This is a genomic window from Flavobacterium ammonificans, assembly GCF_020886115.1.
GTDB lineage: Bacteria > Bacteroidota > Bacteroidia > Flavobacteriales > Flavobacteriaceae > Flavobacterium > Flavobacterium ammonificans.
The window spans coordinates 2301381-2326837 of sequence record NZ_AP025185.1; the positions used below are offsets into that span (position 1 = coordinate 2301381).

Here is a 25457-nt window from a genome sequence, read left to right on the forward strand (position 1 = left end):
ATTAGTAGCATGTTTCTTCAAATGTTTTACCATCTTCGTCAATAGAAATTAGGATTCGTTTTTCTCTTCCATAAGAAAGGGTTTGATAAATCCAAATGATGGACCACAAACCAAAAGTGAGGCAACATAAAACTAAGTTAAAGGAGTGATTCACTATTTTAGGTTCTCTTGTTAAAATAGCAAATGGAAGCTTGTCATTTTTTTCTTTGACTATAAATCCTGAGCGAATTCGGCTACTTATTCTGTTGTAAAAATCTTGAAGACTTTTTTCAGTAATTACATAATTATTATTCATACGATATTGGGATCTGAGGTTTATGTTTAACAAAATTAAACCTAATAACTAATTCCTACAATACCAACATTTAGTGATTTTGAACTAAAAATATCACTTTGATGAACTATTTAATTATTTTCACTACATATTTAGTAATAATTTGATTTATTTCTTTTGAAATAGCAAACCTATAATTTAAATACAAATAAGAAATTGAAACTAGAAATGATTTCAATACTATTCCAATCATTGGATGAAAAGGGAACTCCCAAAAATAAAACAAGACAAACAAAAAAGCTGTAATAGCAATTGAATATACTGTTTGAATGGTAAAAGGATACAAATGCATGCGTTTAACCACAAACATTAATTTAGCAACACTGTAAATAGTAATTGATAATAATGTTGCAATTGCTGATCCCGTAATTCCATATAAAGGAATAAATATCGCATTCAGTACAATCGTAAAAAAAACGAGCATTAAACCAAGGAACAATACCATACGGTAGTACTTCGAATTAAAAATAATCGCATTATTGTTACCTAGAATTAAATCAAAATATTTGGATATCCCAATGATGAAAACAATCCAAATACCACCAGCATATTCTTTAGGCAACATATCATATAATTGATTAATATTAACAAAAATACATAGCATCACAAAGCCACCAACAATTTGAAGATTGATTGATGTTTTCTTGTATAAATCGTTTAATTCATCGTATTTGTTATCGTGCATTAGTTTTGCTGTAATGGGATATACGATTTGATGCATAGCACGACTTGGTACTGAAATTACTAAGGCAATGTAAGTTGCAACAGAATAAAACGCTATGTTACCAATATCCATATACTGGTTTAACATTATTTTATCTCCATCTAAAAGTAAATTAGCTACACTTCCAGATAAAATGATATAAAAAGTATATTCTAAGATTCCCTTGACATTGTGTGGAAGTGAAAGTTGAAAATCAGGCTTTTTTACCCTGAAAGCATACAACATAGTAATTAACAAAGCGAAAAAATAAATACCCGCCGTTAAGTAAACAAATTCAACCGCAGTAATCCAACCAAAATACATTCCTACTAAAGCTACTAGTGAAAACAAACGCAGTCCTACTTCTTTAATAAAATTTCCAAACACTGAATGCATATGTACTCTTGCCCAAGCATAAAAGATTTCAAAGTAGGCCATACATAATCCAATAAACGGAATTAAATAAATAAACTCTTTAACAATTGGATTTTTCTTAGTAACGAAAAAACTAATTTCATCATAAAAAAACAAACCTAAAAGTAAAATCGGAATTGTAAATACTAATGGAAAAATTACTGAAAAAGAAAGAAATTGATTTTGTTCTTTCTCGGTTTTACATTGCGAATAAAATTTAACCAACGAATTTTGCATACCAATAGCAAACAAGGGCATAATAACATTAGCGCAAGACAAAATATAATTAGATAAACCATAATAGGTTTTTCCTAAAATGGAAGGGAATAAAAAAATCGTACTAATACCACCAATTCCAAAACCAATGTAGGTAATGATAGTATTTTTCAAAGACTGATTTAAAACAATTCCCATAGGTAAATTTGAATATTAATGTTGATCAAGCAATTCAACGAGTTGTTGAGTTAGATTTTTTCGAGAATATTGTTGAAGCCCTACTCCTTGAGATTGCAACTTCCCTTCCAAAAATAGGTCATAATAATTTTGAATGGTATTCTTTAATTTCACTTTTTCAGAATAGTCAAAAAATACACCTGTATTAGTATTCGTAATAATCTCCTCAAAATCAGAGTCTTTTGGACCAATAGCTATAATAGGTCGCTCTGAAACCAGGTATTCAAACAATTTCCCAGGGAGAATACTTTTGGTATCCTCAGAATTTATTTCAATTAACAATAAAATTTGAGATTTTCGTTGATGTGCAACTGCTTCTGCATGTGAAACATATCCTAGATTATTCAAATAGGAATTCAATCCAAATGCTGAGATTGTTCCCAATACTTCTTGACTTACTGCACCAATTAATTTAATTTCTAAATGCGATTTAAATTCCGGTATTTCTGAACAAAGTTCAACCAAACATTCCCATAAAATTCTAGGATTTCGTTCAGACAAAAAGGAACCGATGTGCGCTAGACTAAATTTGGTATCTAACGTTTGCTTTTCTACTTTCTCAACATCAAATCCATTCGTAATTACCGCAATAGGTTTATTAGTTAAAGCTTGAAACTCAGCTTTAGTTGTCTTACTTGTAACAATAATGGTGTCTGCCGAATTTAAAACTTGACTCTCCAGTTTTTTATGCTTTTTTGCAGCGTAATCCGACAGTCGTAATGATTTGTGATAACCAATCGTTGTCCAAGGATCACGAAAATCAGCTAACCACTTTAAATTCATTTTTTGCTTTAACTCCAATCCAATTAAGTGCAAACTATGAGGTGGCCCTGAAGTTACAATAGTATCAATTTCATTCTCTCGAATGTATTTCTCCAAATAGGAAACGGAAGGTTTTACCCAAAAAACACGTGCATCAGGAATAAATAAATTACCGCGTACCCAAAGCATAACCTTTTCTAAAAAGGACTGCTTTTTCTGATTCGGAATAATTCCAGAACTGATTTTTTTGGTCTTATTTTTCGATAAAAAAGAAGCCAATTGATACGGTTCAAATATTGGATTTTTTAGAATAATGGCTCTATCTGAAACCTCACTTTCTAAATGTTGGTCAATAATTGGATAAGTTGGATTTTCAGGTACATAGACTATAGGTTGTACATCAAAATCTGGTAAATACTTCACGAACTTCAACCAACGTTGTACCCCTGGCCCACCTGCTGGCGGCCAATAATAGGTAATGATTAAAAGTTTTTTGTGATTTAATTTCAAAATATTAATTGATTTTAGAATTGATTTTTTCTAATTCCTCAATATCTAAAATATCTTTTGGACGATTTGATGCCTTCTTAGCTTTAATTAAACTATTATAATCTAAAAAATAGACGGGTGTTTCGCTAATCTCAACAACATAAGCTTGTTCAAAAAGTTGGTTAAAAGAACTATTTTCTAAACCTTTAACAGAGGTCATAATATCCAATCGTAAATTAAAATTTAAAGTAATATCTGTCCAGCCTGGAATAAATTGCATTGTATTAATTGCTTCAAAATCGCCAATCCCAAGTTGTTTTAATGCTTCCCTTAAATTTACTCTATTTTCAATTGAGTCTTCAATAAATATATCTATATCGCCTGTATTTCTTCCATAACCATATATACTTACAGCAAACCCTCCAATAGTCAAATACTTTACATTATTCAAAGCGAGGTACTTCCAGATTTCTATTATTTGACTATCCATACATTAAATAGATTTCTGTTTGGCCTTTTTTAAAATATAGGAAAGCTGAATTATTGCCATCAATTTTTCATAACGTTGCTGTGGAGTCATTTTTTTGACTTCATTAATGTAACGGGCTTCCATTTTGGAAGGGTGGTCATGATTTAATTTTGATTCATTCATTACTTACATCAATTTACAATCAAATTTACAAATTAATTGCTACAATTGGGTTTCTTTCTTTCTCTCAAAATAAATTCCAGCTACTAACAACAATACCATTCCAATGGAGCTTAGTAATGCAATAGTACTTCCGGTTTTAACAACTTTGGGTTCAAACTTAAATTCAATTGTATGTTTTCCTGCAGGTATTGGTAGCGCTCTTAATACATAATTAGCTCGAAGATGTTCTACTTTATTGCCGTCAACATAGGCATTCCAACCATTATTATAATACATTTCAGAAAAAACTGCCAAACCATCACTTGTATTTGTGGATGTGTATTTCAAATGATTGGGTTGATACAAATCTAAAGTTATTGAAGCCAAACTATCTTTCACAAAAGCGGTTTTTCTAAACTTAAATTCTTTCGAATTAATTACCGCTACTTTTTTAGAATCAAGTTTATCTAGGGCTTTCATCTCTTCATCAGCGGTACTAACTAATTGTATTTGATTTACAAACCAAGCATTTCCATTCGCTTCTGGATTGGCAATTGGGAATTCTTTGCCTTCTTTATCGGTTTGAATTAAATATTTTACATTTAAAAAATTCAAAGGTTCTAAATTATTTTTGGCAATTTGATAATCAAACAGTTGTTGCATACGTCTTGGTTTAGCCGCATGATAACCCCCAATTGATTTATGAAAGAATGAAGCTCTTGCACTCGATAAATTACCATTGATTTCGAAAACTCGATAATTACTACTGTCTTGCAAAATTTGTAAATCAACTGGAGTTGCCTGAAAAGGGACTTCAATCTCTCTTTTACTTACAAAATCTTTAGCTGAGACGTATTTTTTATCTACTAAGAATAAGTCAAAAATCATTACTAAACCAATCAGAATGATCGTAGTATTTTGGGCGAATTTATTTTTGATATATAACCATAAAGCCCCTGCTACAATAAGAATAAAGAAAGCTGAACGTAATAAATCAGCGCTGTACATTGTTTTTCTATCTGATTTCAATGCATCCACAAAAGCAGGACCATAGTTTTTAATAAAATAGTCATCACTAGCAGCCGAAAAGTTAAAAGTTCCTTTAAACAAAAATAAAATTAACATGACTCCTACTCCAAACAAAGTAGATTGTAACAAGGCTTTCTTTTGTTGAATTTGATCCAGTTGAAAAAAAGATTGCAATCCCATTACTGCCAATACTGGAAAACACAATTCTAATAGGACTTGTATTGAGGAAACTGCTCTAAATTTATCATACAAAGGAATATAATCAATAAAGAAGTTAGTAACTGTTGGAAGATTCTTTCCCCAAGAAAGCACTAAAGCAATCATAGCACCTCCAAAAAACACATATTTTATTCTTCTTTTGTCTATCAATAATGCCAAAAAAGCCAAAAAGAAAACAACAGCTCCAATATATGCTGGAGCAGCAACTATGGGTTGGTTGCCCCAATACGTCGGCATTCCTTGTACGTAATCCTCTGCTTGAGTTGCCGGCACTCCTTGACTAATCATGAATTGGTACATGCTACTTTCAGTTCCTAAAGTTTCATTATTAGAACCTCCAAAAAGTCTTGGCGCAACTAAATTGAAACTTTCAGCTATACCATAACTGTATTCCGTAATATAGTCTCTAGATAATGCAGTGTTTTCAGTTAATTTGGAACCATCCGCACTAAAGGTCAATTCTCCTTTACCTCGCGTACTGAATTTGGTATATTCAGTTGTAGCTAACAAATTAGTAGCATTGGCTCCAATAGCAAAAATTCCAGCTACAGCAAGTGATCCAAAAGCAAATCCTAATCCTTTAAAGTCTTTTTCTTTGAGAAATTGATAGGTGAAATAACCAACTAATAGTAATAAGAAAATCAACAGATAATAGGTCATCTGAAAGTGGTTGGCATTAATTTCCAAAGCAGTAGCAAACAAAGTGAGTAAACCACCCCAAATATATTTTTTTTGAAATACCATTAAAAACCCTGCAATAACTAACGGCATATATCCAATAGCGTGTGCTTTAGAATTATGTCCAACACCTAAAATAATAATCAGGTAAGTCGAAAATCCAAATGCAATAGCACCAAAAAACGCCTTCAATGGGTCAATTTTTAGTACCAATAATAAACCATAAAAACCTAAGAAATATAAAAATAAGTAATCTGCTGGTCGTGGTAAAAAACGCAAAACATCATCTAATGCACCAATATAATCATGAGGGTATTTTGCTCCTAATTGGTAGGTTGGCATTCCCCCAAAAGCGGAATTGGTCCAATAGGGTTCTGTGTCCGTTGCTGCGCGAAAATCAATTTGCTCTTTTGCCATACCAGTATATTGGGCAATATCGGATTGAAAGATTTGCTTTCGCTGTAAGACCGGATAAAAATAAATTAATGATACAAGAACAAAACCTACTAGTGCCAGTAAGTGAGGATATATAGATTGGAGTTTTTTCAAAGTGAAATGGTTAAGTTAGGATATATAAAAACTTTAAAAAACAAATTTACTCTATTTCTTCGTAATCCACATAGTCGCCCACTTTTTTGGTTTCACGCGGATTTTTAGATACTGTTTCTTTGTAAATTATTTCATCATTATGCTGCGCTTTTTTCCAAGCCGCATCTTGAGCATATTGTTGTTGCTTTTGAAAATTTTCACCTGCTTTTTCTACTGCTTTTTTCACAAGCATAGGCAAAAATAAACGCGCCAAAAATTTAAATAAATAATAGAACATTATAATGTAAAAAACTGTTCGTAGGAAACTAGAAAAAGAGGCTTCTTGCATAATTCAAATATTTTTCCAAAAATAATAAATTCATACCGAAGTTTAAGGACAAAATAAAAATATCAATCTTAAATTAATAATAAAATATAGTACTTTTGAGATATCAATTTATTTAATAATTCAAGAAAGTAAATTATGTTTAAATCCAAACCAATATTGGTGCTATTTATTTTAATGGTTTCATTAACTGTTAATGCGCAATATACTGATCAAATAAATTCAAATAGACCTGGAGAATCAATGTCTGCATTTTCAGTAGGAAAAACAGTAATCCAGGTAGAGTCTGGAGCTTATGGAATAGCACAAAAACATCATTTACTTAATTATGTAGCAAATGGTTATGGTGTTGATTTAACGATACGCTATGGGTTATTTAAAGAAAAGCTAGAATTTTTAGCAGATATTCAATACCAAGATCAATTGTATGAATCAAGATTTATTAAACAACAACAAAGCGCCTTAAGACAAAGTAGCTTTGGAGCAAAATACCTATTATATGATCCGTTTAAAAGTGTAGAAACTAAAATTAACGTATACAGCTGGAAGGTAGATAAATCTTTCAAATGGAAACAATTAATACCAGCAGTTTCTGTATTTGCTGGAGCCAATATAACTTCTGCAAATAATCCGTATCACTTTTCACCCAACGCGAGCATTTCGCCAAAGGTAATTTTAATCACTCAAAACCACTTTGGAGATGGAAGTTGGGTATTGGTAACCAATACTATTGCTGACTATATTGGCACTGAATTTCCAAGTTATGGCTATGTAGTAACTTTGACCAAAGGACTCAATGAGAAATGGTCCGGATTTGTTGAAAATCAAGGATATATAAGTGATTTTTACAGTGATACTATTGCAAGAGCTGGATTAGCTTATTTAATTTCTGACGATTTTCAAATTGACGCAAGTGCAAGTGGAAGTATTAAAAACACACCCGCTATTTTATATGGTGGATTGGGTTTTTCATACCGTTATGATGGTAATTACAAAGAAATTAAAACTCCAATTGAAGAAGATCCAAATATTTTAAAAGCTCAGAAAGGTGCCAAAAATGGCAAAAAGAAAAAGAAATTCTTGATTTTCTAGATTCAAAATTATGATTCAAATTAAAGAAGCGGTTACCAAAAGTGAATTAACTGATTACATTAAATTCCCTTTTTCCTTATACAAAGACAATCAATATTGGGTTCCACCCATCATTGCTGACGAGTTAGAAACTTTTGACAAAACTAAAAATCCAGCTTTTGAAAATGCAGAAGCGTATTTTTATTTGGCCTACCGCCAAAATACAATTGTTGGAAGAATTGCCGCTATCATCAATTGGGAAGAAGTCAATAACCAACAAAAAAAGAAAGTTCGTTTTGGCTGGTTTGACGTAATTGATGATGTGGAAGTAACCAAAGCTTTATTAGATAAAGTCTACGAATTAGGCCGAAAAAACAGTTTAGAATACGTGGAAGGGCCTATGGGTTTCTCTAATCTAGATAAAGTTGGTGTGCTAACTGAAGGATTTGAAGAAATTGGCACTATGATTACCTGGTACAACCATCCGTATTATGCTAGTCATTTTGAGCAATTGGGATATGTTACCGAAAAAGAATATTTGGAAAACAAATTCCCTTTTGAAAACGTTAAATTAGAGTATTTTGACAAAGCGCAAGAACTTATCAAAAGACGTTACCAACTCAAAGCAGTCAATTTCAAGAAAACCAAAGAAGTATTGCCTTATGTAGATAAAATGTTTGATTTATTCAATGCATCCTATGCTAGTCTATCTTCATTTGTGGCTATATCTGATATTCAAAAAGAATATTTCAAGAAAAAATACATCAGCTTTATCAATCCTGAATATATCAAATTTGTGGAGGATAAAGATGGCAATTTAGTAGCATTTGCTATCGTGATGCCTAGTTTTTCAAAAGCATTGCAAAAAGCAAAAGGAAAATTGTTCCCCTTTGGTTTCTTACATTTGCTAAACGCAAGAAACAATAGTAAAGACGTGACTTTTTATTTAATAGGAGTTCATCCTGAATACCAAAACAAAGGAGTACACGCGATTATTTTCAAAGAATACCATACGACATTTACCGAAAAAGGAATTCAAAATTGCATCCGTACACCTGAATTGGCAGACAATCATGCGATTCATTTGCTTTGGAAAAACTTCGACCCAAAAATCATTTGTCGCAGAAAAACATTTCGAAAAGAATTGTAAACGTAATCCATAAAAAAATCCATTCTTTCGAATGGATTTTTTTATTGAAGTCAGTCTATAAATTAAGCATCTAAATCTACTTTAGTTTGCTCAGCAATTTGCTTATATGTTCCGTTTACTAATTTCTCACGAATCGCTTCAAAAGCTGACAAAGTTTCATCAATATCAGCCAAAGTGTGCGAAGCAGTTGGTATCATACGCAATAAAATAATTCCTTTTGGAATAACAGGATACACTACAATCGACAAGAAAATTCCGTAATTCTCTCTCAAATCGTTCACCATCACCATCGCTTCTGGAATCGATCCTTCCAAATACACTGGGGTAATACAAGTATTTGTATCACCAATATTGAATCCTTTTTCTTTTAAACCATTTTGTAATGCATTCACATTAACCCACAATTTATCTTTAATTTCAGAAGATTGACGCAATAATTCCAAACGCTTCAATGAACCAATAGTTTGAATCATTGGTAAGGCTTTGGCAAACATTTGCGAACGTAAATTGTATTTTAAATAATCAATAACTTCTTTGTCTGCAGCTACAAAAGCCCCAATGTTAGCCATTGATTTTGCAAAAGTTGAAAAGTACACATCAATCTCGTCTTGAACACCTTGCTCCTCACCTGCTCCAGCTCCTGTTTTTCCAAGTGTACCAAAACCGTGTGCATCGTCAACTAATAAACGGAAATTGTATTTCTTTTTCAATGCAGCAACTTCTTTCAACTTACCTTGTTGACCACGCATTCCGAAAACCCCTTCAGTAATGAATAAAATTCCTCCTCCAGTTTCCTCAGCAATTTTAGTCGCGCGCTGCAAGTTTTTCTCCATACTCTCCACATCATTGTGACGGTATGTAAAACGTTTTCCACTATGCAAACGAACGCCATCAATAATACAAGCGTGAGCATCTACATCATATACAATTACATCATTTCTGGTAACCAAAGCATCAATAGTAGACATAATTCCTTGGTATCCAAAATTCAATAAATAAGCCGATTCTTTCATTACAAAAGCAGCTAATTCTTGCTCTAATTGTTCGTGGTATTTAGTGTGACCGCTCATCATACGAGCTCCCATAGGGTAAGCTGCTCCGTATTCAATAGCTGCATCAGCATCTGCTTTTCGTACTTCTGGATGATTGGCAAGACCTAAATAGTCATTCAAACTCCAGTTCAAAATATCTTTTCCTTGAAATTTCATTCTTGGTCCCAATTCTCCCTCTAATTTTGGAAAAACAAAATAACCTTCTGCTTGTGAAGCCCATTTTCCTAATGGTCCTTTATTAGTTTGAATTCTTTCGAATAAATCTTTTACCATGATATATATTGAAATAGTTTATTTTTTTAACGAGCAGCAAAAATAATTATTTAAAATTTATAAAAGAATTGATTGGCTATTTATTTTATGGAGCGATTTCCAGCTATCCGTTACAATCTTTTTCTATTCGAGCTAAAACCTCTCATTTGAACAAGGATTTTCACTTCTATCTGGGCTAGAGATTTCGTTCTAAAACATAATTCAATTGCTTATTACACGTCTAAAATCAATATCTTTGACTTCTAATTTAACCATTACTCACATGAAACTCGTTTTCGCTTCCAACAATAAAAATAAAATCAAAGAAATCCAGTTATTACTTCCAGACTCCATTAAGATTTTAAGCTTGGAAGACATTGGTTGTACCGAAGACATTCCAGAAACAGCAGACACAATCGAAGGAAATGCGATTTTAAAAGCCAATTATGTCACTCAAAAATACGGTTACGATTGTTTTGCAGACGATTCTGGTTTAGAAGTCGATGCTTTAAACGGTGAACCCGGAGTTTTTTCGGCACGATATGCAGGCGAACCTAAAAATGACGAGAACAATAGTGACAAACTATTAGCTAATTTAAAGGACGTCAAAAATAAAAAAGCCAATTTCAAAACCGTAATTTGTTTGAATCTCAAAGGAGAGCAGCATTTATTTACGGGTATTATAAATGGTCAAATTATTGAAGAACGTATCGGAAATAACGGATTTGGATACGATCCCATTTTTGTAGCTGATGGCTATCAAAAAACCTTTGCGGAGTTAAGCCTAGAAGAAAAGGCAAGAATCAGCCACCGAGGAATTGCAGTAAAAAAATTAATCGATTTTCTGAAATAAATCGAGCGGTTTTTATTCATTTTATTCTTGAACAAATCACTTCCTACAACTTTACGAGTAAAAAATCAAAATCAAAAACATTTAACTTATTGATAATCAAAAAATAACAAATTAGTTTATATCGTTTTTTAAACCTACCTTTGCAGCCCACTCGAAGGCTCTTTTAGCCGAACAGAGCGGAGCTAATTTAAAATAATATATGAACAAATTTGAACAATTAGGTCTGAATGAGTCGCTACTGCTTGCGATCAAAGATCTAGGATTTGAGAATCCATCAGAAGTGCAAGAAAAAGCGATTCCAGTACTATTGGAACAAAACACAGACTTAGTAGCTTTAGCACAAACAGGAACAGGGAAAACAGCAGCTTTTGGTTTTCCACTTATTCAAAAAATTGATGCTGAAGATAGAAGTACACAAGCGTTAATTTTATCACCAACGCGTGAGCTATGCTTACAAATCACCAACGAGATTAAACAATACTCAAAATACGTAAAAGGTTTACATACAGTGGCAGTTTATGGTGGTGCAAGCATTACAGAACAAGCCCGAGAAATTAAACGTGGAGCACAAATTATTGTGGCAACTCCAGGTAGAATGCAAGACATGATCAACAGAGGTCTTGTCAACATTAAAAACATCAATTTCTGTATTCTTGACGAAGCAGATGAGATGTTGAACATGGGCTTTTATGAAGACATCGTATCGATTTTATCCGATACTCCAGACGAGAAAAACACTTGGTTATTCTCTGCAACAATGCCTGCTGAAGTAGCACGTATTGCTAAGAAATTTATGCACGATCCAGCTGAAGTAACTGTAGGTTCAAAAAACTCAGGTTCAGCTACTGTTTCTCACGAATACTATTTAGTAAATGCACGTGATCGTTACGAAGCATTGAAACGTTTAGCGGATGCTAATCCAGACATTTTTTCAGTAGTTTTTTGTAGAACAAAACGTGATACTCAAGCTGTTGCCGAAAAATTAATCGAAGATGGTTACAGCGCAGCTGCTTTGCACGGAGATTTATCTCAAGCGCAACGTGATGGTGTAATGAAATCATTTAGAGGACGTCAAATTCAAATGTTAGTTGCAACTGATGTTGCTGCTCGTGGAATTGACGTTGATAATATTACTCATGTAGTCAACTATCAATTACCTGATGAGATCGAAACCTACAACCACCGTTCAGGTCGTACTGGACGTGCAGGTAAATTAGGAACTTCTATCGTTATTGTAACTAAAAGTGAAATTCGTAAGATTTCTTCAATCGAAAGAATTATTCAACAAAAATTTCAAGAGAAAACAATACCTTCTGGAATTGAAATCTGCGAAATCCAATTGCTACACTTAGCTAATAAAATCAAAGATACTGAAGTAGATCACGAAATTGACAACTATCTTCCAGCTATCAACGAAGTGTTAGAAGGATTATCTAAAGAAGAATTAATCAAGAAAATGGTATCGGTTGAATTCAACCGTTTCATCAACTATTACAAGAAAAACAGAGACCTTTCTTCTCAATCTTCAGGTTCAGACCGAAGAGAAAGAGACGGAGCGCCAAGAGAAAACAACAATGGCGGAGCAACTCGTTATTTTGTAAACATTGGTTCAAGAGACGATTTCGATTGGATGCAATTGAAAGACTTCTTGAAAGAAACTTTAGAATTAGGGCGTGACGATGTATTTAAAGTAGATGTAAAAGAAGGTTTCTCTTTCTTTAACACTGATGCTGAACATACAGATAAAGTTATGGAAGTACTTAATGGATACGACTTAAACGGAAGACGAATCAACGTAGAAATTTCTAAAAATGATGGTGGCGGAAGACGTGATCATAATGGCAGAAATTCTGGTGGTGGATTTGGCGGAAGAAGTTCAGCTCCAAGAAGAGAAGGAAGCTTTGCACCAAGACGTGAAGGCGGATTTAGAAGCGACAGAAATTCAGCTCCTAGAGAAGGTGGTTTCAGAAGTGAAAGAAGTGGTTTTGCTCCAAGAAGAGGTGAAGGAAGAGAAGGTGGAGTTTCTGAAAGAGCGCCAAGACGTTCTGAAAGCTTTGGCGACTCACCTAGACCAAGAAGACCAAGAAGAGACTAACCGCTTTTGTTAATTTTCTTATAATTATAGAAAAACTACAAAATATTCCCGACTGATTTATTACTTTTAAAGTCTTAAACCAGTTTATGAAATATTTTGTAGTTTTCTTTTTTATACTACTTACAACAAATCTAGTTGCTCAAGAAGTAGAAATTTCCGAAAAAGTATCAGGAATTGTTGTAAATGACAATACAAACCAGCCACTATCTAATGTTAATATTATTAACCTTAATAAAGTTAGGGGGACAACTACAGATGGAAATGGTCGTTTTGAAATAAATGTTCATGTAAATGATACTTTACATTTTACCATTTTGGGATTCCAACCCCTTCGAGTTAGAGTTACAAATGACTGGATCAAGAACAAAAGTACCCGAATTCAGTTGACTGAAAAAGCAATTGCTTTAGAAGAGGTTATCATAAGACCGTTCAACTTAACTGGTTATTTGGAAGTAGATTCTAAATTGATTCCAACCAAAGAAAATTTCCGTTATAGTATTTCGGGTTTAACCCAAGGCTATGAAGCGGGTGAATACTCTCCTAACGCTTTTGGACGCGTAATGGGATCTATTTTTAATCCCGCGGATATGTTATATAATTTCTTCGGTAAAAAGCCTAAAGAGCTCAAAAAACTGAAAGAAATGAAGAAAGATGATACTGTTCGAAAACTCTTAGAATCCAAATACGACAGAGAAACCGTTACTGCGCTATTGGGAATAGACACCAAAGAAATTAGCGAAATATTGAAACGTTGCAACTATTCCGAATCATTTATTCAATCAGCTAACGACTTACAAATTTTGGATGCTATAAGTGGTTGTTATGAGGAATATAAAGTTTTGAAAAAGAAATAATTACTGCTTTTTACATCTCACATAGTTTAGATATCGTATATTTATAAATAATAATATTTAAATTAAATATAATCGAAAATGGCAAAAAGTCAAGATGCTAAAAAAACAGCAAAAAAAGAACCTCTAAAAACAGCTAAAGAAAAAAAAGAGGAAAAAAGAGAAAAGAAAAACAATCCTAAAAGAGACTAAGTAATAACAAAAAGCCTCATCTTTAAAACAGATGAGGCTTTTTTATTTTAAAAATAAATTACTATTTCAAAGGGATAGAAGCTAATATCTCCACTAAAAATTTCCAAAATTTTTGAGACGAAGAAATACTTGCTCTTTCGTCTGGCGAATGTGCACCGTGAATCGTAGGTCCAAAAGAAATCATATCCATTTCAGGGTAATTAGCGCCTAGAATACCACACTCTAAACCAGCATGACAAGCCACTACTTTTGCTTTTTCATTATTCTGTTTTTCATAAATAGAAGTCAGAACATCTAAAATTTCTGATTTAGCGTTTGGAGTCCAACCTGGATACGAACCTGAAAATTCCACTTCGCAACCCATTAATTCGAAAGCTGAACGCAACCCATTTGCCAAATCCATTTTAGCCGATTCTACTGAGGAACGTGTTAAACATTGTACTAACAGTTGTCCGTTACCCAATACAACTTTTGCAATATTATTTGAAGTTTCAACTAACCCATCAAAATCAGCACTCATGCGGTATACACCATTAAGAGCGGTATACATAGCACGAACAAAATAAAACTGAGCTATAGATGGCATCACTTTGACTGGAACTGTTTCCATTTTTTCGAAAACAATCTCTAAATTTGGCTCGGTACTTTTCAATTCCGATTTGATTTCGTTTACGATTTGTTGCATATCAAACACAAACGCTTCATCGTATACTTCAGCAATAATAACTTTTGCCACACTCTCGCGCGGAATAGCATTGCGTAAACTTCCTCCTTGAATGGAAGCAATTTGTAATCCGAAATTATCAAAGCCGTCAAATAACAAGCGATTCATAATTTTATTAGCATTCCCCAATCCTTTATGAATATCCATTCCTGAATGACCTCCGTTCAAGCCTTTAACAGTAATGGTGTATCCAACAGAACCTTCTGGAGTTGCTTCTTCATCATATTCAGCAGTCGCAGTCACATCAATTCCACCCGCACATCCAATATCAATTTCATCGTCTTCTTCGGTATCTAAATTTAAAAGGATTTGTCCTTGTAAAATTCCACCTTTTAAGTTCAAAGCGCCCGTCATTCCAGTTTCTTCGTCGATAGTAAATAAAGCTTCAATAGCTGGATGTGGTATGTCTTTACTTTCTAAAATTGCCATAATAGCAGCAACTCCTAGTCCATTATCTGCACCTAAAGTAGTCCCACGAGCACGAACCCAATCTCCATCTACATACATATCGATTCCTTGAGTATCAAAATCAAAGACCGTATCTGCATTTTTTTGGTGTACCATATCCAAATGCCCCTGTAGCACAACTGGTTTTCTGTTTTCCATTCCAGGTGTTGCTGGCTTTCGTATTATTACATTGCGAATCTCGTCTTCAAAAGTTTCTAGTCCCAATTGGTTTCCAAAATCTTTCATAAAGGCAATAACTCGTTCTTCTTTCTTAGAAGGTCGAGGTACGGCATTCAAATTGGCAAACTGATTCCAAAGTACTTTAGGTTCTAAATTGCGTATTTCTTGGCTCATATAATGTATTCTATTTTAAATATCAAAGGATCAAAGTTACAAAGTTTAATATCGTTATGAATTGATATTGTGATTATATTTACATCTCAAAAATACATTTTGTGAAACGCCAAAAACTACTTCCATTTTTACTTTTGATACAAATCATACTGATTCCATTTCTAGGATATTTTCCAGATGAAGTGGAACGGTTTTATAGTAACGGTTGTTATCCTTTCATATCCAAATCATTGCGAATCCTCTTCGGAAATATTCCGTTTTCAGTTGGAGACGTTCTCTATTTTCTATTGATAGTATTCGGAATACAATGGGTTTGGACCAATCGAAAGTCTTGGAAGACCGATTGGAAAAATAATATACTAAAAATAGTAAGTTGTTTTTCCTTGATTTATTTTGCATTTCATTTGCTGTGGGGTTTTAATTATTACCGCCAACCTCTTTTTGAGAAAATGAAAATTGAACGGGACTATACTGATGCTGATTTATTGGTTTTTACCAAAAAATTAATTGCTAAAACGAATGCGGTTCAGTTTCAGTTAACACAAAACAAAAACACAAAAATCGCATTTCCCTATTCACAAGAAAAAGTGTTTCAAATGAATACAGAAGGATATAAAAATGTAGCTACTCAATATTCTTTTTTTCAGTATTCTGTATTAAGTGGGAAACAATCACTCTTTAGTTTACCACTTACTTATATGGGTTTTGGCGGCTATTTGAATCCGTTTACCAATGAAGCCCAAGTGAACTACTTACTACCGATGTACCACTCGCCTACTACAAGTTGTCACGAAATGGCACACCAAATGGGATATGCTAGCGAAAGTGAATGCAATTTCATTGGTTTTATGGCTTCGGTAAAAAACAAGGATTTGTATTTTAAATACTCCGGTTACAGCTTTGCTTTGCGGTATTGTCTAGCGAATTGGCAAATGCGAAATAAAACTGTTTACAAACAATTATTGCAAACCGTTCACCCAGGAATTTTGAAAAATTATGAAGAGAGTGATGACTTTTGGAAAGCCTATGAAACTCCTATCGAAACAGGATTCCATTTATTTTATGATACTTTCTTAAAATGGAATCAACAAAAAGACGGTATGGAAGGTTATAGTAAATTTGTCAACTTAATGGTCAATTATTACAAAAACAAGCCTCTTTAGATAAACACTAATTTCACAAATTAGCAGAAATGCAAATTCAATATCAAAAATCAATTGCGGCATAGTGCCATAGCTGCAAAAAATATGTAACAAAACAACACAACCTACTACTAACCCAATATGAAATCGGAATTAGAGCACTCTTTTGTCAAACAACTTCAAGAGAATCAGAATATAATCCACAAAATTTGTCGATTGTATACTGAGGATGAGGATGCGCATAAAGATTTGTTCCAAGAAATTACGATTCAGCTTTGGAAAGCTTATCCTAAGTTTAGAGGTGATAGTAAATTCTCTACTTGGGCGTATCGTGTTGCTTTGAATACTGCCATTACATTGTACCGAAAGACGAAGCGATCTATAAATACTGTAGGCTATGAAGGGAACTCCCACTTTATCCCTGAGGTTAGTTACAATTACGAAGAAGAAGAACAACTCAAATTATTATACAAAGCTGTCTATCAGCTAAATGACATAGAAAAGGCCCTCATTTTCATGTATTTGGAAGACAAAGATTACACAGAAATTGCCGAAACACTAGGAATTACTGAAGTGAATGCAAGAGTAAAAATGAACCGAATAAAAGGAAAATTAAAAAAACTATTAAATCCTTAATGAATATGAAAGAGCTGGATTTACTTAAAAAAGATTGGCAAAAGAATGAGGGTTCTTTTGAACAACTGAGCGAAAAAGACATTTATGCTATGATTCATAAAAAATCATCTTCTATAGTGAAGTGGATTTTGATTGTAAGCATATTAGAATTTGTCATTTTGAATGGGATAGGATTGTTACTTCCACAAGATCCCTACTATTCTAAATACGATGAATTACATCCTTATCTAAGCCTATTAGAAAACCTGAACTATTTTGTCATTTTAGGTTTCATAATTTTATTTTTTAAAAACTACAAAACCATCTCCATATTAAATAATGCAACGCTTTTAATTCAACACATTTTAACCACACGGAAAATAGTGAACTATTATATATATTGGAATATATTAATAACTGGATATATCGGTGCATTTGCTTTTATCGATGGGTGGAATGATAGTTGGAAAGAATCCGGAAAACCAGGTAGTATTCCTGACAATGGAATTGGAATGATAATCCCATTTATATTCGCTATGCTGTTTATAATGCTGTTGATTTGGGGATTCTATAAACTACTGTATGGAAATTTTTTGAATAAATTGAAAACTAACTACGAGGAACTTAAAAAAATAGAATAAAAAAAAAGAGGCTAAAGCCTCTTTTTTTTTATAAATCCCATTTTCGCAAAGCATTTAATTTTTCTTGTTCTTCCAATTCTTCAGCAGGAATTACCTTTAAAAAAGAGGGATGTTGTTCAATTGCATACTCTACTTTTTCAACAATATCTTCTATACTATCATTTTCATAATCTATTTCTAAAGGCTCTTTGATGATAAATGATTGCAAAATTCCTTTCTTTTTCATTCGAAGTCCTTTTTTATCAAAAGAACGTCTAAATCCATCAATTACAATTGGAACTACAATAGGTCTATGATCTTTTATTATATGAGCCGTTCCTTTTCTAACTGGTTTAAACGATTTTGTTGTTCCTTGGGGAAAGGTGATAACCCAGCCATCAGCTAGAGCTAATTTAATATTTTCAGTATCATTAGGATTTACATCTCTTTTTTCTGTAACATCCACTCCTTTAGCACGCCAAGTTCGTTCAACTGAAATAGCTCCAACATAAGCTAATATTCTAGGTAATAATCCAGCGCGCATGGTTTCCTTGGCAGCAACATAATACACATTCATCTTAGGCTGCCACAAATAACCCACATTTTTAATGGAATCTGTTCGTCCGCTCAAACTAGCATTGAAAACATGAAACATAGCTACAACATCTGCAAAATAGGTTTGATGATTCGAAATAAATAAAACATTAGATTCTGGTAAATTCTTGATTATTTCAGAACCTTCTATCTGCAATTCATTAAATCCTCTATATCGTCTATGCGTCAAACATCCTAAAATTCGGATGAGCCATTTTTTGATAAATAGGATATGGCCAAAAGGATTTCTCTTTAACAATCCCATACTTTTAGTGTGTTTAAATTTATTGAGGTGGCAAACTTACAAAAAATATTTTTGATGAAATCTGAAACAAGAAGTGGCTACAACTTAGCTTCTAAAGTTACTTTCAACACCTCTTTTAACTCGCTCAACATCATAGCAGTAGCTCCCCATACAATGTGATTTTCAATTTTAAAAGCAGGCAATACTATCGAAGTTGTTTCCGAAGTGGGTATCTCAGTTTCTACAACTATGGAATCATTTAATAAAGTAGAAATTGGAAGTTCAATTATTTGAGCGACCTCTGAGGGATCTGGAATAAAACGAATTTCATCTCGACAGAGTCCGAAAAAAGGATGAACTACAAAATTACTTGGCGGAATATATACTTCTGTGAATGACTTAATAATTTCCAATTGATCAGGATGGACCCCTACCTCTTCAAAAGTTTCTCGTAAAGCTGTATTCGAAAAGTCTGTATCTTCTTCTTCAAACTTTCCTCCTGGAAAAGCAATTTGAGCTGAATGCACTCCTTCATATTCATTTCGAACAATCAATACAATATGGGTTTCTTCTTGTTTGGGATAACACAACATTAAAACTGCAGCGGTTCTTGGTAAAGAATCTTTATAATTGGGTTTTGACATAATTCGTTCCAAAGGAGCCATTTTTACATGCGCATCTATTGCCGGTAATTCAGCAGAAATGAATTGAGGAACAAATTGTAAAAAATCTTGGAAATTCATATTCAAAGTCTATTTTTGCACAAACAATGCATTGCTAAATGTAGTTTAGAAATTACAATTGCGCAAACTATCGATTAAAAAAAGGAAATAATGTATAGTAAGGAAGAAGCACAACGATTGAAGCGTGAATTTTGGATTGCTTTCGCAGAAAAATACCCTCGAAAATGGCTGTTATACGATACCAAAATAAAAGATTTTTCCTTTAAATTTTTTGTCGATAATAAAAAGGCGCAAGTACTTATTGATATCGAATCGCGTAACGACCAAAAAAGAATTGCCTATTTTGAGAAATTAGAAGCTCTTAGAACTATTTTAGAAGAAGAATTTGTAAAGGATTTGGTTTTCGAAAAAAATTTCTTTTTAGAAAACGGAAAAACCATTAGCCGAATTTGGATTGAAAAAACGGATGTAAGTGTTAGTAATCGTAATTATTGGGATATCATTTTTGATTTTTTCAATGATAAAATGGCGGCATTAGAATTATTTTATGCCGAATACGATGAGTTCATTAAAGATATTGATTTGGACTAATTAATCCGCGTTAAAGATATTGTATACTATTATTTGGTCGCCATAATTAATATACAATTGCTTTCTATTGTCCTGATTTTTTCGAGTAATAATTGATAAAGTACAATCAACTCCATCATTATCAACGCAACTAAAAGTATACACAATATCGGTTTTGCTTTCGCTAGAAGGTTGGTAGTCTAAAATTTGAAACAATTGGATTACTTGAGAATAAATTACTATTCGGTTTTTATTGGTATCCAATGTAACTCGAATATTAGCCAATTCTAAATCAGACCATTTACCCCACTTCCCATTTGCACTTTTTTCCAATACACTAAATCCAGACGTATTAAAATTGTACGACTGAGCATTGGCTTTTTGGGAACCAAAACAAAAAAAAAGCAACCCTATGAAAAGCAGTTTTTGTATCATCATTAAGAATTGAAAAGCAATTGAGCACTCTCTTTTTGTGCCAAATAAAATTCTGAAAGTAAGTTGTTAAAAATTTGGCTTACTGGTAAAATTTCATTGATTAACCCTGCTATTTGACCAATTTCCAATTCTCCTTCCTCTAAATCTCCTTCAAACATACCTCTTTTTGCTCTTGCGCGACCTAATAATTGAATTAAATCTTCTTGAGTAGCTCCTTTTGCATATAAGTCTTGAACGTCGTGGTAAAATTTATTTTTAATCAAACGAACAGGAGCCAATTCTTTTAATGTTAATTGGGTATCACCTTCTTTTGAACTGACAATAGATTCTTTAAAATCAGTATGCGCTGAAGATTCGATAGAAGCAGCAAAACGGCTTCCCATTTGAACCCCGTCAGCACCTAAAACCATTGCGGCTAACATTCCCCTTCCGGTAGCTATTCCTCCTGCTGCAATTAATGGAATTTTAATTTTTTCCTTCACCATTGGAATTAATGTGAGCGTAGTAGTTTCTTCTCGCCCATTATGACCTCCAGCTTCAAAGCCTTCAGCTACTATAGCGTCAACGCCAGCTTCTTGCGCCTTTAAGGCAAAAACGGAACTGCTAACAACATGTACAACTGTCAGTCCATTTTCTTTCAAATACGGAGTCCAAGTTTTTGGATTTCCGGCCGAAGTAAAAACAATTTTTACGCCTTCTTCAACAATTATTTTTAAGATTTCTTCCACATTTGGGTATAACATTGGCACATTCACTCCAAAAGGTTTGGAAGTCGCTTTTTGACATTTTCGAATGTGTTCTCTCAAAACTTCTGGATACATAGATCCAGCACCAATCAAACCTAAACCACCAGCATTACTGACTGCAGAAGCTAATTTATAGCCACTATTCCAAATCATTCCTCCTTGAATAATTGGATATTTGATATTAAAAAGTGAGGTGATACTATTCATATTGTTACTACTAAATTATGAAATTACTCCTGAACCCATCAACTCATCACCTAAATGCCAAGCTACAAATTGACCTTCCGTTATTGCTGATTGTGGTTCTTCAAAGGCTACATACATTCCGGTTTCAAATTGGTATAAAGTTGCTTTTTGTAAAGGTTGTCGGTAACGAATACGTGCCATAACTTCCATCGATTCGCCCTTGGCTAAAGCCAAATCGGTACGAACCCAATGCAATTCTGAATTAGAAATAAACAACGCTTTTTTAAACAATCCAGGATGATGACTAGTCAATCCAGTATAAATTGTATTTGTTATAACATCAGTTGCGATAATGAATAATGGATCTGTTGTTCCACCAACATTTAGTCCTTTGCGTTGACCTGTAGTGAAATAATGAGCACCTTGATGTTTCCCAACAACTTTACCCATATCTGGGGAATATTGAATTTTATTGGATTCAAAAGCCAAACGCTCTTCTAATGAAAGTCCTTCAGGTTGAGTAGAATTATAGACTGGATGATTTTTATCAATCTGTATAATTACACCTTCTTTAGGCTGTAATTTTTGTTGTAAAAATTCAGGCAAACGTACTTTACCAATAAAACACAACCCTTGCGAATCTTTCTTCTCGGCAGTGATTAAATCCATTTGTGCGGCAATTTCACGCACTTCTGGCTTGGTTAAATTCCCGATTGGAAATAAGGCTTTTGCCAATTGCTCTTGTGATAATTGACATAAAAAATAGGATTGATCTTTATTATTGTCCGCCCCAGCTTTTAGTTGAAATATTGTTTTTCCATCCACTTCAATTTCGCCTTTTTGACAATAATGTCCCGTTGCTACATAATCCGCATCAAGACTTAAGGCAATTTTCATAAAAACATCAAACTTGATTTCGCGATTGCACAATACATCGGGATTTGGAGTTCGTCCTTTTTCGTATTCGTTGAACATATAGTCCACGATTTTTTCTTTGTATTGTTCGCTTAAATCTACCGTTTGGAAAGGAATTCCTAATTTTTCAGCTACTAATAATGCATCGTTGCTGTCTTCTAACCAAGGGCAATCATTAGAAATGGTAACTGAATCGTCGTGCCAGTTTTTCATAAACAGACCTATGACTTCATAGCCTTGTTGCTGTAATAAATACGCAGCTACACTTGAATCAACACCTCCTGAAAGTCCAACAACTACTCGTTTCTTCACGATTATATTAAATTATTAAAAAAGTAAAATTACAACTATTTACTTAGATTAAGATTATTTAGGTAACGTACTTTTGGTTTTTGGAGATAAATCAGTACTCTTTTTCTTTACTAATTTACCATCTTCTAGTACTTCCCAAATTCCAACTTTTACTCCTTTTGAAAATGCACCTTTGGAAATAACAACTCCATTGACATCTCTAAAAATAGCTACTCCATCATATTCATTTTTAGAAAAGGATGATTCTTCAAGAACAATTCCGCTTTCAGTAAACTTTTTATAGGCGCCTTGCTTCAAATTGTTGACATAATTAATTTGTTCTGCCATTTTCCCGTTAGGGAAATAAACGGTTCGCACTCCTTCTAACTTGCCGTTTTTATAATTCTCTTTTGTCATTACAGCAGTTGATGCGTAGTGATAGTAAATCCATTCCCCTTCAAAAAGTTTATTCACTACTTTACCTTCACTTACCTTATTTTTATTTTGGTCATAAAAAATAGTGTACGCTGAATTATCTTTTGGATTAAATTCACGCGTTGCAATAACAGTTCCTTTTTGGGTGTCATCAAAAAATTGGAATAGTCCCACTTCTTTACCGTTTTCAAAAGTTCCTTGGTATCGTGGTCTTTTTGACTCTTCATAAACCCCTTTCCAAATTCCCTGTTTTAATCCTTTAGCATCAACTTTATTAAAGACTTCTTGAGCTTGAATACATCCAAAACTCATCAAAAACAAAACCCATTGAATAGATTTTTTAAACCTGTTTTTCATACTTACTATCTTTTTTAACAATTCGTATCGCAAAAAAAATCTCGAAATATATCGAGATTTTTTTTATTTTATTTTTTGTTTCGCTGTGCTTTCTGCGCTTCGGCTTGTTGCATAGCTTCTTGTAATTTTTGTTGGAACTTACTTGGTTTCTTTGGTTCCTTCAATTTATTCTCTTGAATTTGAGCGTGAATTTTATCACTATCTATAAAGTACTTCTTTATGACAATCATTATTCCAATAGTAATCAAATTCGAAATAAAGTTATACAAACTCAAACCTGCTCCATAACTATTGAAGAAAAATAACATCATTAATGGCGACACATAAATCATAATTTTCATTATTTGCGCCATATCTGGCATTCCCTCTTGCTGTGGAGCTGCCATCTGTTGATCTCCAGTAGTCATTTTCATATAAAAGAAAATCGCAATTGCGGCTAAAACCGGGAACAAACTAATATGATCTCCATACAACGGGATATGGAACGGTAATTTCACAACCTCATCAAAAGAAGACAAATCATCTGCCCAAAGGAAACTTTTTTGTCTTAATTCAAAAGCTGATGGGAAGAACTGAAATGAGGCATACATAAACGGTAACTGAATCAAAGCTGGAATACAACCCGCCATTGGATTTACACCCGCTTTGTTGTACAACTTCATTGTTTCTTGTTGTTTCTTCATTGGATCTTTTTTGAATTTCTCACCCAACTCAGTAATTTCAGGACGCAATACCTTCATCTTAGCTTGAGACAAAAACGATTTAAACGTAATTGGCGACATCGCTAATTTAATTAATATGGTAAAGAGAATAATCGCAATACCATACGAAATGTAAGAACCTAGGAAACCAAATAATGGGATAAAGATAAAACTGTTAATCCAACCTATGATTCCCCAACCAAGAGAAATAATTTTTTCTAAATTCTTATCATAATCATTTAAAATTTGATAATCTGTTGGTCCTAAATACCAATTCATCTTATAGTCTATTTCTCCATTTGAAAAAGCCAAAGGGATTTCTGCTGTGAATTGTTTTGTAAATACAGTATCGATAGCTTCGTCTTTCACTAAGTCATTTGAGACTAATTTAGAGGAAGCAAAAGGTTTATCTGTCAATAAAATGGTAGAGAAGAAATGTTGTTTAAATGCAACGAAAGTAGCATTTTCTGCATTTTCTTCTGAGTTTTCACCTTGGCTAACATAGTCAATTTTACCATCTTTGTGTTCGAAATACACTTCAGTATACCTATTTTCATAAGAAATACTTTTTTCGTTTCTGTACGTTTTCATACTCCATTGTAAATCCAATGGTTTAGCAGTGTTTAATACTTTATTTAAACCTTGAGAACGAACATCAAAACCAATCATATAATCGTTTGGTTTCAAAATGTACTTGTATTCCAAATACTCATTAGCACCAGCTTTCAATTTCATAGACAGGATTTGATCCTCACCCACTTTTGAAACACTAGGTTCAAAAAACAAATCTTTGGTTTGCAAAGTTCGGTTGTCAGAAGTTTGAAGAACTACATTCAGATTGGTATTGTTATCCTTGATTAATTCTACTAATTGACCAGAACCTTTTTTAAACTTTTCGTGTTGTTTTAAAACAGCCTCTACAATAAAACCTCCTTTATTGGCAATTTTTAATTTTACCACCTCGTTTTCTAGAGTAGTAAAATCGGATTTTGCAGATGGAAGAGTAGCTGAATAAGCAAAACTCCCTAAGGTTTTTTGTAATTGTACTAATTGAGTTGAATCACCAGTTTCAACCACCGCAACAGCAGCTTTCTCAATGATTTTTTGCTCTAACTCTTTTGCTTTAGCTGCCTTGGCAACCAATTCTTTTTTAGCTTTTTCAGCAGCAATTACTTTAGGATCAGGTTGATTTTGATACATAATCCAAATCAAGATTCCAAAAATCAATATAAAACCAATAATTGAATTAAGATCTAATTTTTTTTCTTCCATTCTATTTTTTAAAAAAAGTTATTG

Annotated in this window: 25 protein-coding genes; 9 read left to right on the forward strand and 16 right to left on the reverse strand. The window is 33.2% G+C overall.

What is annotated here, in order from left to right; genetic code table 11:
• Window position 1: 1 nt before the first annotated feature.
• The 7 genes from LPC20_RS10255 to LPC20_RS10285 all read right to left on the reverse strand — a co-directional run bounded on the left by LPC20_RS10255 (window position 2) and on the right by LPC20_RS10285 (window position 6589).
• A complete protein-coding gene (locus LPC20_RS10255) occupies window positions 2-295 on the reverse strand; it encodes a hypothetical protein (protein ID WP_229325090.1) in 294 nt (97 codons plus the stop codon).
• A 106-nt stretch (window positions 296-401) separates the two neighbouring features.
• Entirely contained in the window at window positions 402-1865 is a 1464-nt protein-coding gene (locus LPC20_RS10260) for a lipopolysaccharide biosynthesis protein (protein ID WP_229325092.1), read from the reverse strand.
• 15 nt (window positions 1866-1880) lie between these two features.
• A complete protein-coding gene (locus tag LPC20_RS10265; RefSeq protein ID WP_229325094.1) occupies window positions 1881-3176 on the reverse strand; it encodes a glycosyltransferase family 4 protein in 1296 nt (431 codons plus the stop codon).
• Between the two features lie 4 nt (window positions 3177-3180).
• Window positions 3181-3645 (reverse strand): hypothetical protein, encoded by a 465-nt coding sequence (locus LPC20_RS10270; protein ID WP_229325096.1) that lies wholly within the window; start codon window positions 3643-3645, stop codon window positions 3181-3183.
• A gap of 3 nt (window positions 3646-3648) precedes the next feature.
• On the reverse strand, window positions 3649-3807 hold the full coding sequence (locus LPC20_RS10275) for a hypothetical protein (RefSeq protein ID WP_229325098.1): 159 nt from the start codon (window positions 3805-3807) through the stop codon (window positions 3649-3651).
• 39 nt (window positions 3808-3846) lie between these two features.
• Window positions 3847-6261, reverse strand: coding sequence for a YfhO family protein (locus LPC20_RS10280; protein ID WP_420827827.1), 2415 nt, complete (start codon window positions 6259-6261; stop codon window positions 3847-3849).
• A gap of 46 nt (window positions 6262-6307) precedes the next feature.
• Window positions 6308-6589 (reverse strand): DUF4834 family protein, encoded by a 282-nt coding sequence (locus tag LPC20_RS10285; RefSeq protein WP_229325102.1) that lies wholly within the window; start codon window positions 6587-6589, stop codon window positions 6308-6310.
• Between the two features lie 135 nt (window positions 6590-6724).
• Here LPC20_RS10285 and LPC20_RS10290 point away from each other — a divergent pair, with 135 nt between their 5' ends.
• Window positions 6725-7678 carry a transporter gene (locus LPC20_RS10290; protein WP_229325104.1) on the forward strand — a complete coding sequence of 318 codons (954 nt, stop codon included), beginning with the start codon at window positions 6725-6727 and terminating at the stop codon, window positions 7676-7678.
• A gap of 10 nt (window positions 7679-7688) precedes the next feature.
• Entirely contained in the window at window positions 7689-8807 is a 1119-nt protein-coding gene (locus LPC20_RS10295; protein ID WP_229325106.1) for a GTP cyclohydrolase, read from the forward strand.
• 62 nt (window positions 8808-8869) lie between these two features.
• Here LPC20_RS10295 and capB read toward each other — a convergent pair whose 3' ends face one another.
• Window positions 8870-10132, reverse strand: a complete 1263-nt coding sequence (gene capB, locus LPC20_RS10300; protein ID WP_229325108.1) for a cysteate-C-fatty acyltransferase — start codon at window positions 10130-10132, stop codon at window positions 8870-8872.
• Window positions 10133-10394: 262 nt separating this feature from the next.
• Here capB and LPC20_RS10305 point away from each other — a divergent pair, with 262 nt between their 5' ends.
• The 3 genes from LPC20_RS10305 (at window position 10395) to LPC20_RS10315 (ending at window position 13913) form a co-directional block, all read left to right on the forward strand.
• Entirely contained in the window at window positions 10395-10964 is a 570-nt protein-coding gene (locus tag LPC20_RS10305; RefSeq protein ID WP_229325110.1) for a non-canonical purine NTP diphosphatase, read from the forward strand.
• Between the two features lie 199 nt (window positions 10965-11163).
• Window positions 11164-13059 carry a DEAD/DEAH box helicase gene (locus LPC20_RS10310; protein ID WP_229325112.1) on the forward strand — a complete coding sequence of 632 codons (1896 nt, stop codon included), beginning with the start codon at window positions 11164-11166 and terminating at the stop codon, window positions 13057-13059.
• An 86-nt stretch (window positions 13060-13145) separates the two neighbouring features.
• Window positions 13146-13913, forward strand: a complete 768-nt coding sequence (locus LPC20_RS10315; RefSeq protein WP_229325114.1) for a carboxypeptidase-like regulatory domain-containing protein — start codon at window positions 13146-13148, stop codon at window positions 13911-13913.
• 250 nt (window positions 13914-14163) lie between these two features.
• Here the strand turns inward: LPC20_RS10315 and LPC20_RS10320 are convergent, their stop codons facing one another.
• Entirely contained in the window at window positions 14164-15627 is a 1464-nt protein-coding gene (locus LPC20_RS10320; protein ID WP_229325116.1) for an aminoacyl-histidine dipeptidase, read from the reverse strand.
• A gap of 101 nt (window positions 15628-15728) precedes the next feature.
• On the opposite strand from LPC20_RS10320, the gene LPC20_RS10325 reads away from it, so the two are divergent.
• From LPC20_RS10325 to LPC20_RS10335, 3 genes are all read left to right on the forward strand, one after another.
• The gene (locus tag LPC20_RS10325) at window positions 15729-16790 is read left to right on the forward strand and encodes a DUF3810 domain-containing protein (RefSeq protein ID WP_229325118.1); all 1062 of its coding nucleotides are present in this window, start codon (window positions 15729-15731) and stop codon (window positions 16788-16790) included.
• Window positions 16791-16910: 120 nt separating this feature from the next.
• Window positions 16911-17405, forward strand: coding sequence for an RNA polymerase sigma factor (locus tag LPC20_RS10330; RefSeq protein ID WP_229325120.1), 495 nt, complete (start codon window positions 16911-16913; stop codon window positions 17403-17405).
• A 5-nt stretch (window positions 17406-17410) separates the two neighbouring features.
• The gene (locus LPC20_RS10335; protein ID WP_229325121.1) at window positions 17411-18025 is read left to right on the forward strand and encodes a hypothetical protein; all 615 of its coding nucleotides are present in this window, start codon (window positions 17411-17413) and stop codon (window positions 18023-18025) included.
• Between the two features lie 28 nt (window positions 18026-18053).
• Here LPC20_RS10335 and LPC20_RS10340 read toward each other — a convergent pair whose 3' ends face one another.
• Both LPC20_RS10340 and LPC20_RS10345 read right to left on the reverse strand, forming a co-directional pair.
• Complete coding sequence (locus tag LPC20_RS10340) at window positions 18054-18863, reverse strand: lysophospholipid acyltransferase family protein (RefSeq protein ID WP_229325123.1); 810 nt, start codon at window positions 18861-18863, stop codon at window positions 18054-18056.
• A 77-nt stretch (window positions 18864-18940) separates the two neighbouring features.
• Window positions 18941-19585: an NUDIX hydrolase gene (locus LPC20_RS10345; protein ID WP_229325125.1), complete on the reverse strand. Its 645-nt coding sequence runs from the start codon at window positions 19583-19585 to the stop codon at window positions 18941-18943.
• A gap of 90 nt (window positions 19586-19675) precedes the next feature.
• On the opposite strand from LPC20_RS10345, the gene LPC20_RS10350 reads away from it, so the two are divergent.
• A complete protein-coding gene (locus tag LPC20_RS10350) occupies window positions 19676-20116 on the forward strand; it encodes a DUF4268 domain-containing protein (RefSeq protein ID WP_229325127.1) in 441 nt (146 codons plus the stop codon).
• Here the strand turns inward: LPC20_RS10350 and LPC20_RS10355 are convergent, their stop codons facing one another.
• The 5 genes from LPC20_RS10355 to yidC form a co-directional block, all read right to left on the reverse strand.
• Complete coding sequence (locus LPC20_RS10355) at window positions 20117-20533, reverse strand: hypothetical protein (protein WP_338083178.1); 417 nt, start codon at window positions 20531-20533, stop codon at window positions 20117-20119.
• Complete coding sequence (locus tag LPC20_RS10360) at window positions 20533-21483, reverse strand: NAD(P)H-dependent flavin oxidoreductase (RefSeq protein WP_229325129.1); 951 nt, start codon at window positions 21481-21483, stop codon at window positions 20533-20535. The genes LPC20_RS10355 and LPC20_RS10360 overlap by 1 nt, the downstream gene beginning before the upstream one ends.
• A 15-nt stretch (window positions 21484-21498) precedes the next feature.
• Window positions 21499-22689 (reverse strand): tRNA 2-thiouridine(34) synthase MnmA, encoded by a 1191-nt coding sequence (mnmA, locus tag LPC20_RS10365; protein WP_229325131.1) that lies wholly within the window; start codon window positions 22687-22689, stop codon window positions 21499-21501.
• Window positions 22690-22743: 54 nt separating this feature from the next.
• Window positions 22744-23460: a toxin-antitoxin system YwqK family antitoxin gene (locus LPC20_RS10370; RefSeq protein ID WP_229325133.1), complete on the reverse strand. Its 717-nt coding sequence runs from the start codon at window positions 23458-23460 to the stop codon at window positions 22744-22746.
• Between the two features lie 68 nt (window positions 23461-23528).
• Window positions 23529-25433: a membrane protein insertase YidC gene (yidC, locus tag LPC20_RS10375; RefSeq protein ID WP_229325135.1), complete on the reverse strand. Its 1905-nt coding sequence runs from the start codon at window positions 25431-25433 to the stop codon at window positions 23529-23531.
• Between the last annotated feature and the right edge of the window lie 24 nt (window positions 25434-25457).

Bases quoted from the DNA above. Each gene is read 5' to 3' on its own strand.
- LPC20_RS10260 (WP_229325092.1), bottom strand. From the start codon at position 1,865: ATGGGAATTGTTTTAAATCAGTCTTTGAAAAATACTATCATTACCTAC.
- LPC20_RS10285 (WP_229325102.1), bottom strand. From the start codon at position 6,589: ATGCAAGAAGCCTCTTTTTCTAGTTTCCTACGAACAGTTTTTTACATT.
- LPC20_RS10345 (WP_229325125.1), bottom strand. From the start codon at position 19,585: ATGAATTTCCAAGATTTTTTACAATTTGTTCCTCAATTCATTTCTGCT.
- LPC20_RS10290 (WP_229325104.1), top strand. From the start codon at position 6,725: ATGTTTAAATCCAAACCAATATTGGTGCTATTTATTTTAATGGTTTCA.
- LPC20_RS10320 (WP_229325116.1), bottom strand. From the start codon at position 15,627: ATGAGCCAAGAAATACGCAATTTAGAACCTAAAGTACTTTGGAATCAG.
- LPC20_RS10340 (WP_229325123.1), bottom strand. From the start codon at position 18,863: ATGGGATTGTTAAAGAGAAATCCTTTTGGCCATATCCTATTTATCAAA.
- LPC20_RS10330 (WP_229325120.1), top strand. From the start codon at position 16,911: ATGAAATCGGAATTAGAGCACTCTTTTGTCAAACAACTTCAAGAGAAT.
- LPC20_RS10275 (WP_229325098.1), bottom strand. From the start codon at position 3,807: ATGAATGAATCAAAATTAAATCATGACCACCCTTCCAAAATGGAAGCC.
- LPC20_RS10310 (WP_229325112.1), top strand. From the start codon at position 11,164: ATGAACAAATTTGAACAATTAGGTCTGAATGAGTCGCTACTGCTTGCG.
- LPC20_RS10270 (WP_229325096.1), bottom strand. From the start codon at position 3,645: ATGGATAGTCAAATAATAGAAATCTGGAAGTACCTCGCTTTGAATAAT.
- LPC20_RS10350 (WP_229325127.1), top strand. From the start codon at position 19,676: ATGTATAGTAAGGAAGAAGCACAACGATTGAAGCGTGAATTTTGGATT.
- LPC20_RS10370 (WP_229325133.1), bottom strand. From the start codon at position 23,460: ATGAAAAACAGGTTTAAAAAATCTATTCAATGGGTTTTGTTTTTGATG.
- yidC (WP_229325135.1), bottom strand. From the start codon at position 25,433: ATGGAAGAAAAAAAATTAGATCTTAATTCAATTATTGGTTTTATATTG.
- LPC20_RS10315 (WP_229325114.1), top strand. From the start codon at position 13,146: ATGAAATATTTTGTAGTTTTCTTTTTTATACTACTTACAACAAATCTA.
- LPC20_RS10360 (WP_229325129.1), bottom strand. From the start codon at position 21,483: ATGAATAGTATCACCTCACTTTTTAATATCAAATATCCAATTATTCAA.
- LPC20_RS10335 (WP_229325121.1), top strand. From the start codon at position 17,411: ATGAAAGAGCTGGATTTACTTAAAAAAGATTGGCAAAAGAATGAGGGT.
- LPC20_RS10355 (WP_338083178.1), bottom strand. From the start codon at position 20,533: ATGATGATACAAAAACTGCTTTTCATAGGGTTGCTTTTTTTTTGTTTT.
- capB (WP_229325108.1), bottom strand. From the start codon at position 10,132: ATGGTAAAAGATTTATTCGAAAGAATTCAAACTAATAAAGGACCATTA.
- LPC20_RS10255 (WP_229325090.1), bottom strand. From the start codon at position 295: ATGAATAATAATTATGTAATTACTGAAAAAAGTCTTCAAGATTTTTAC.
- LPC20_RS10305 (WP_229325110.1), top strand. From the start codon at position 10,395: ATGAAACTCGTTTTCGCTTCCAACAATAAAAATAAAATCAAAGAAATC.
- LPC20_RS10295 (WP_229325106.1), top strand. From the start codon at position 7,689: ATGATTCAAATTAAAGAAGCGGTTACCAAAAGTGAATTAACTGATTAC.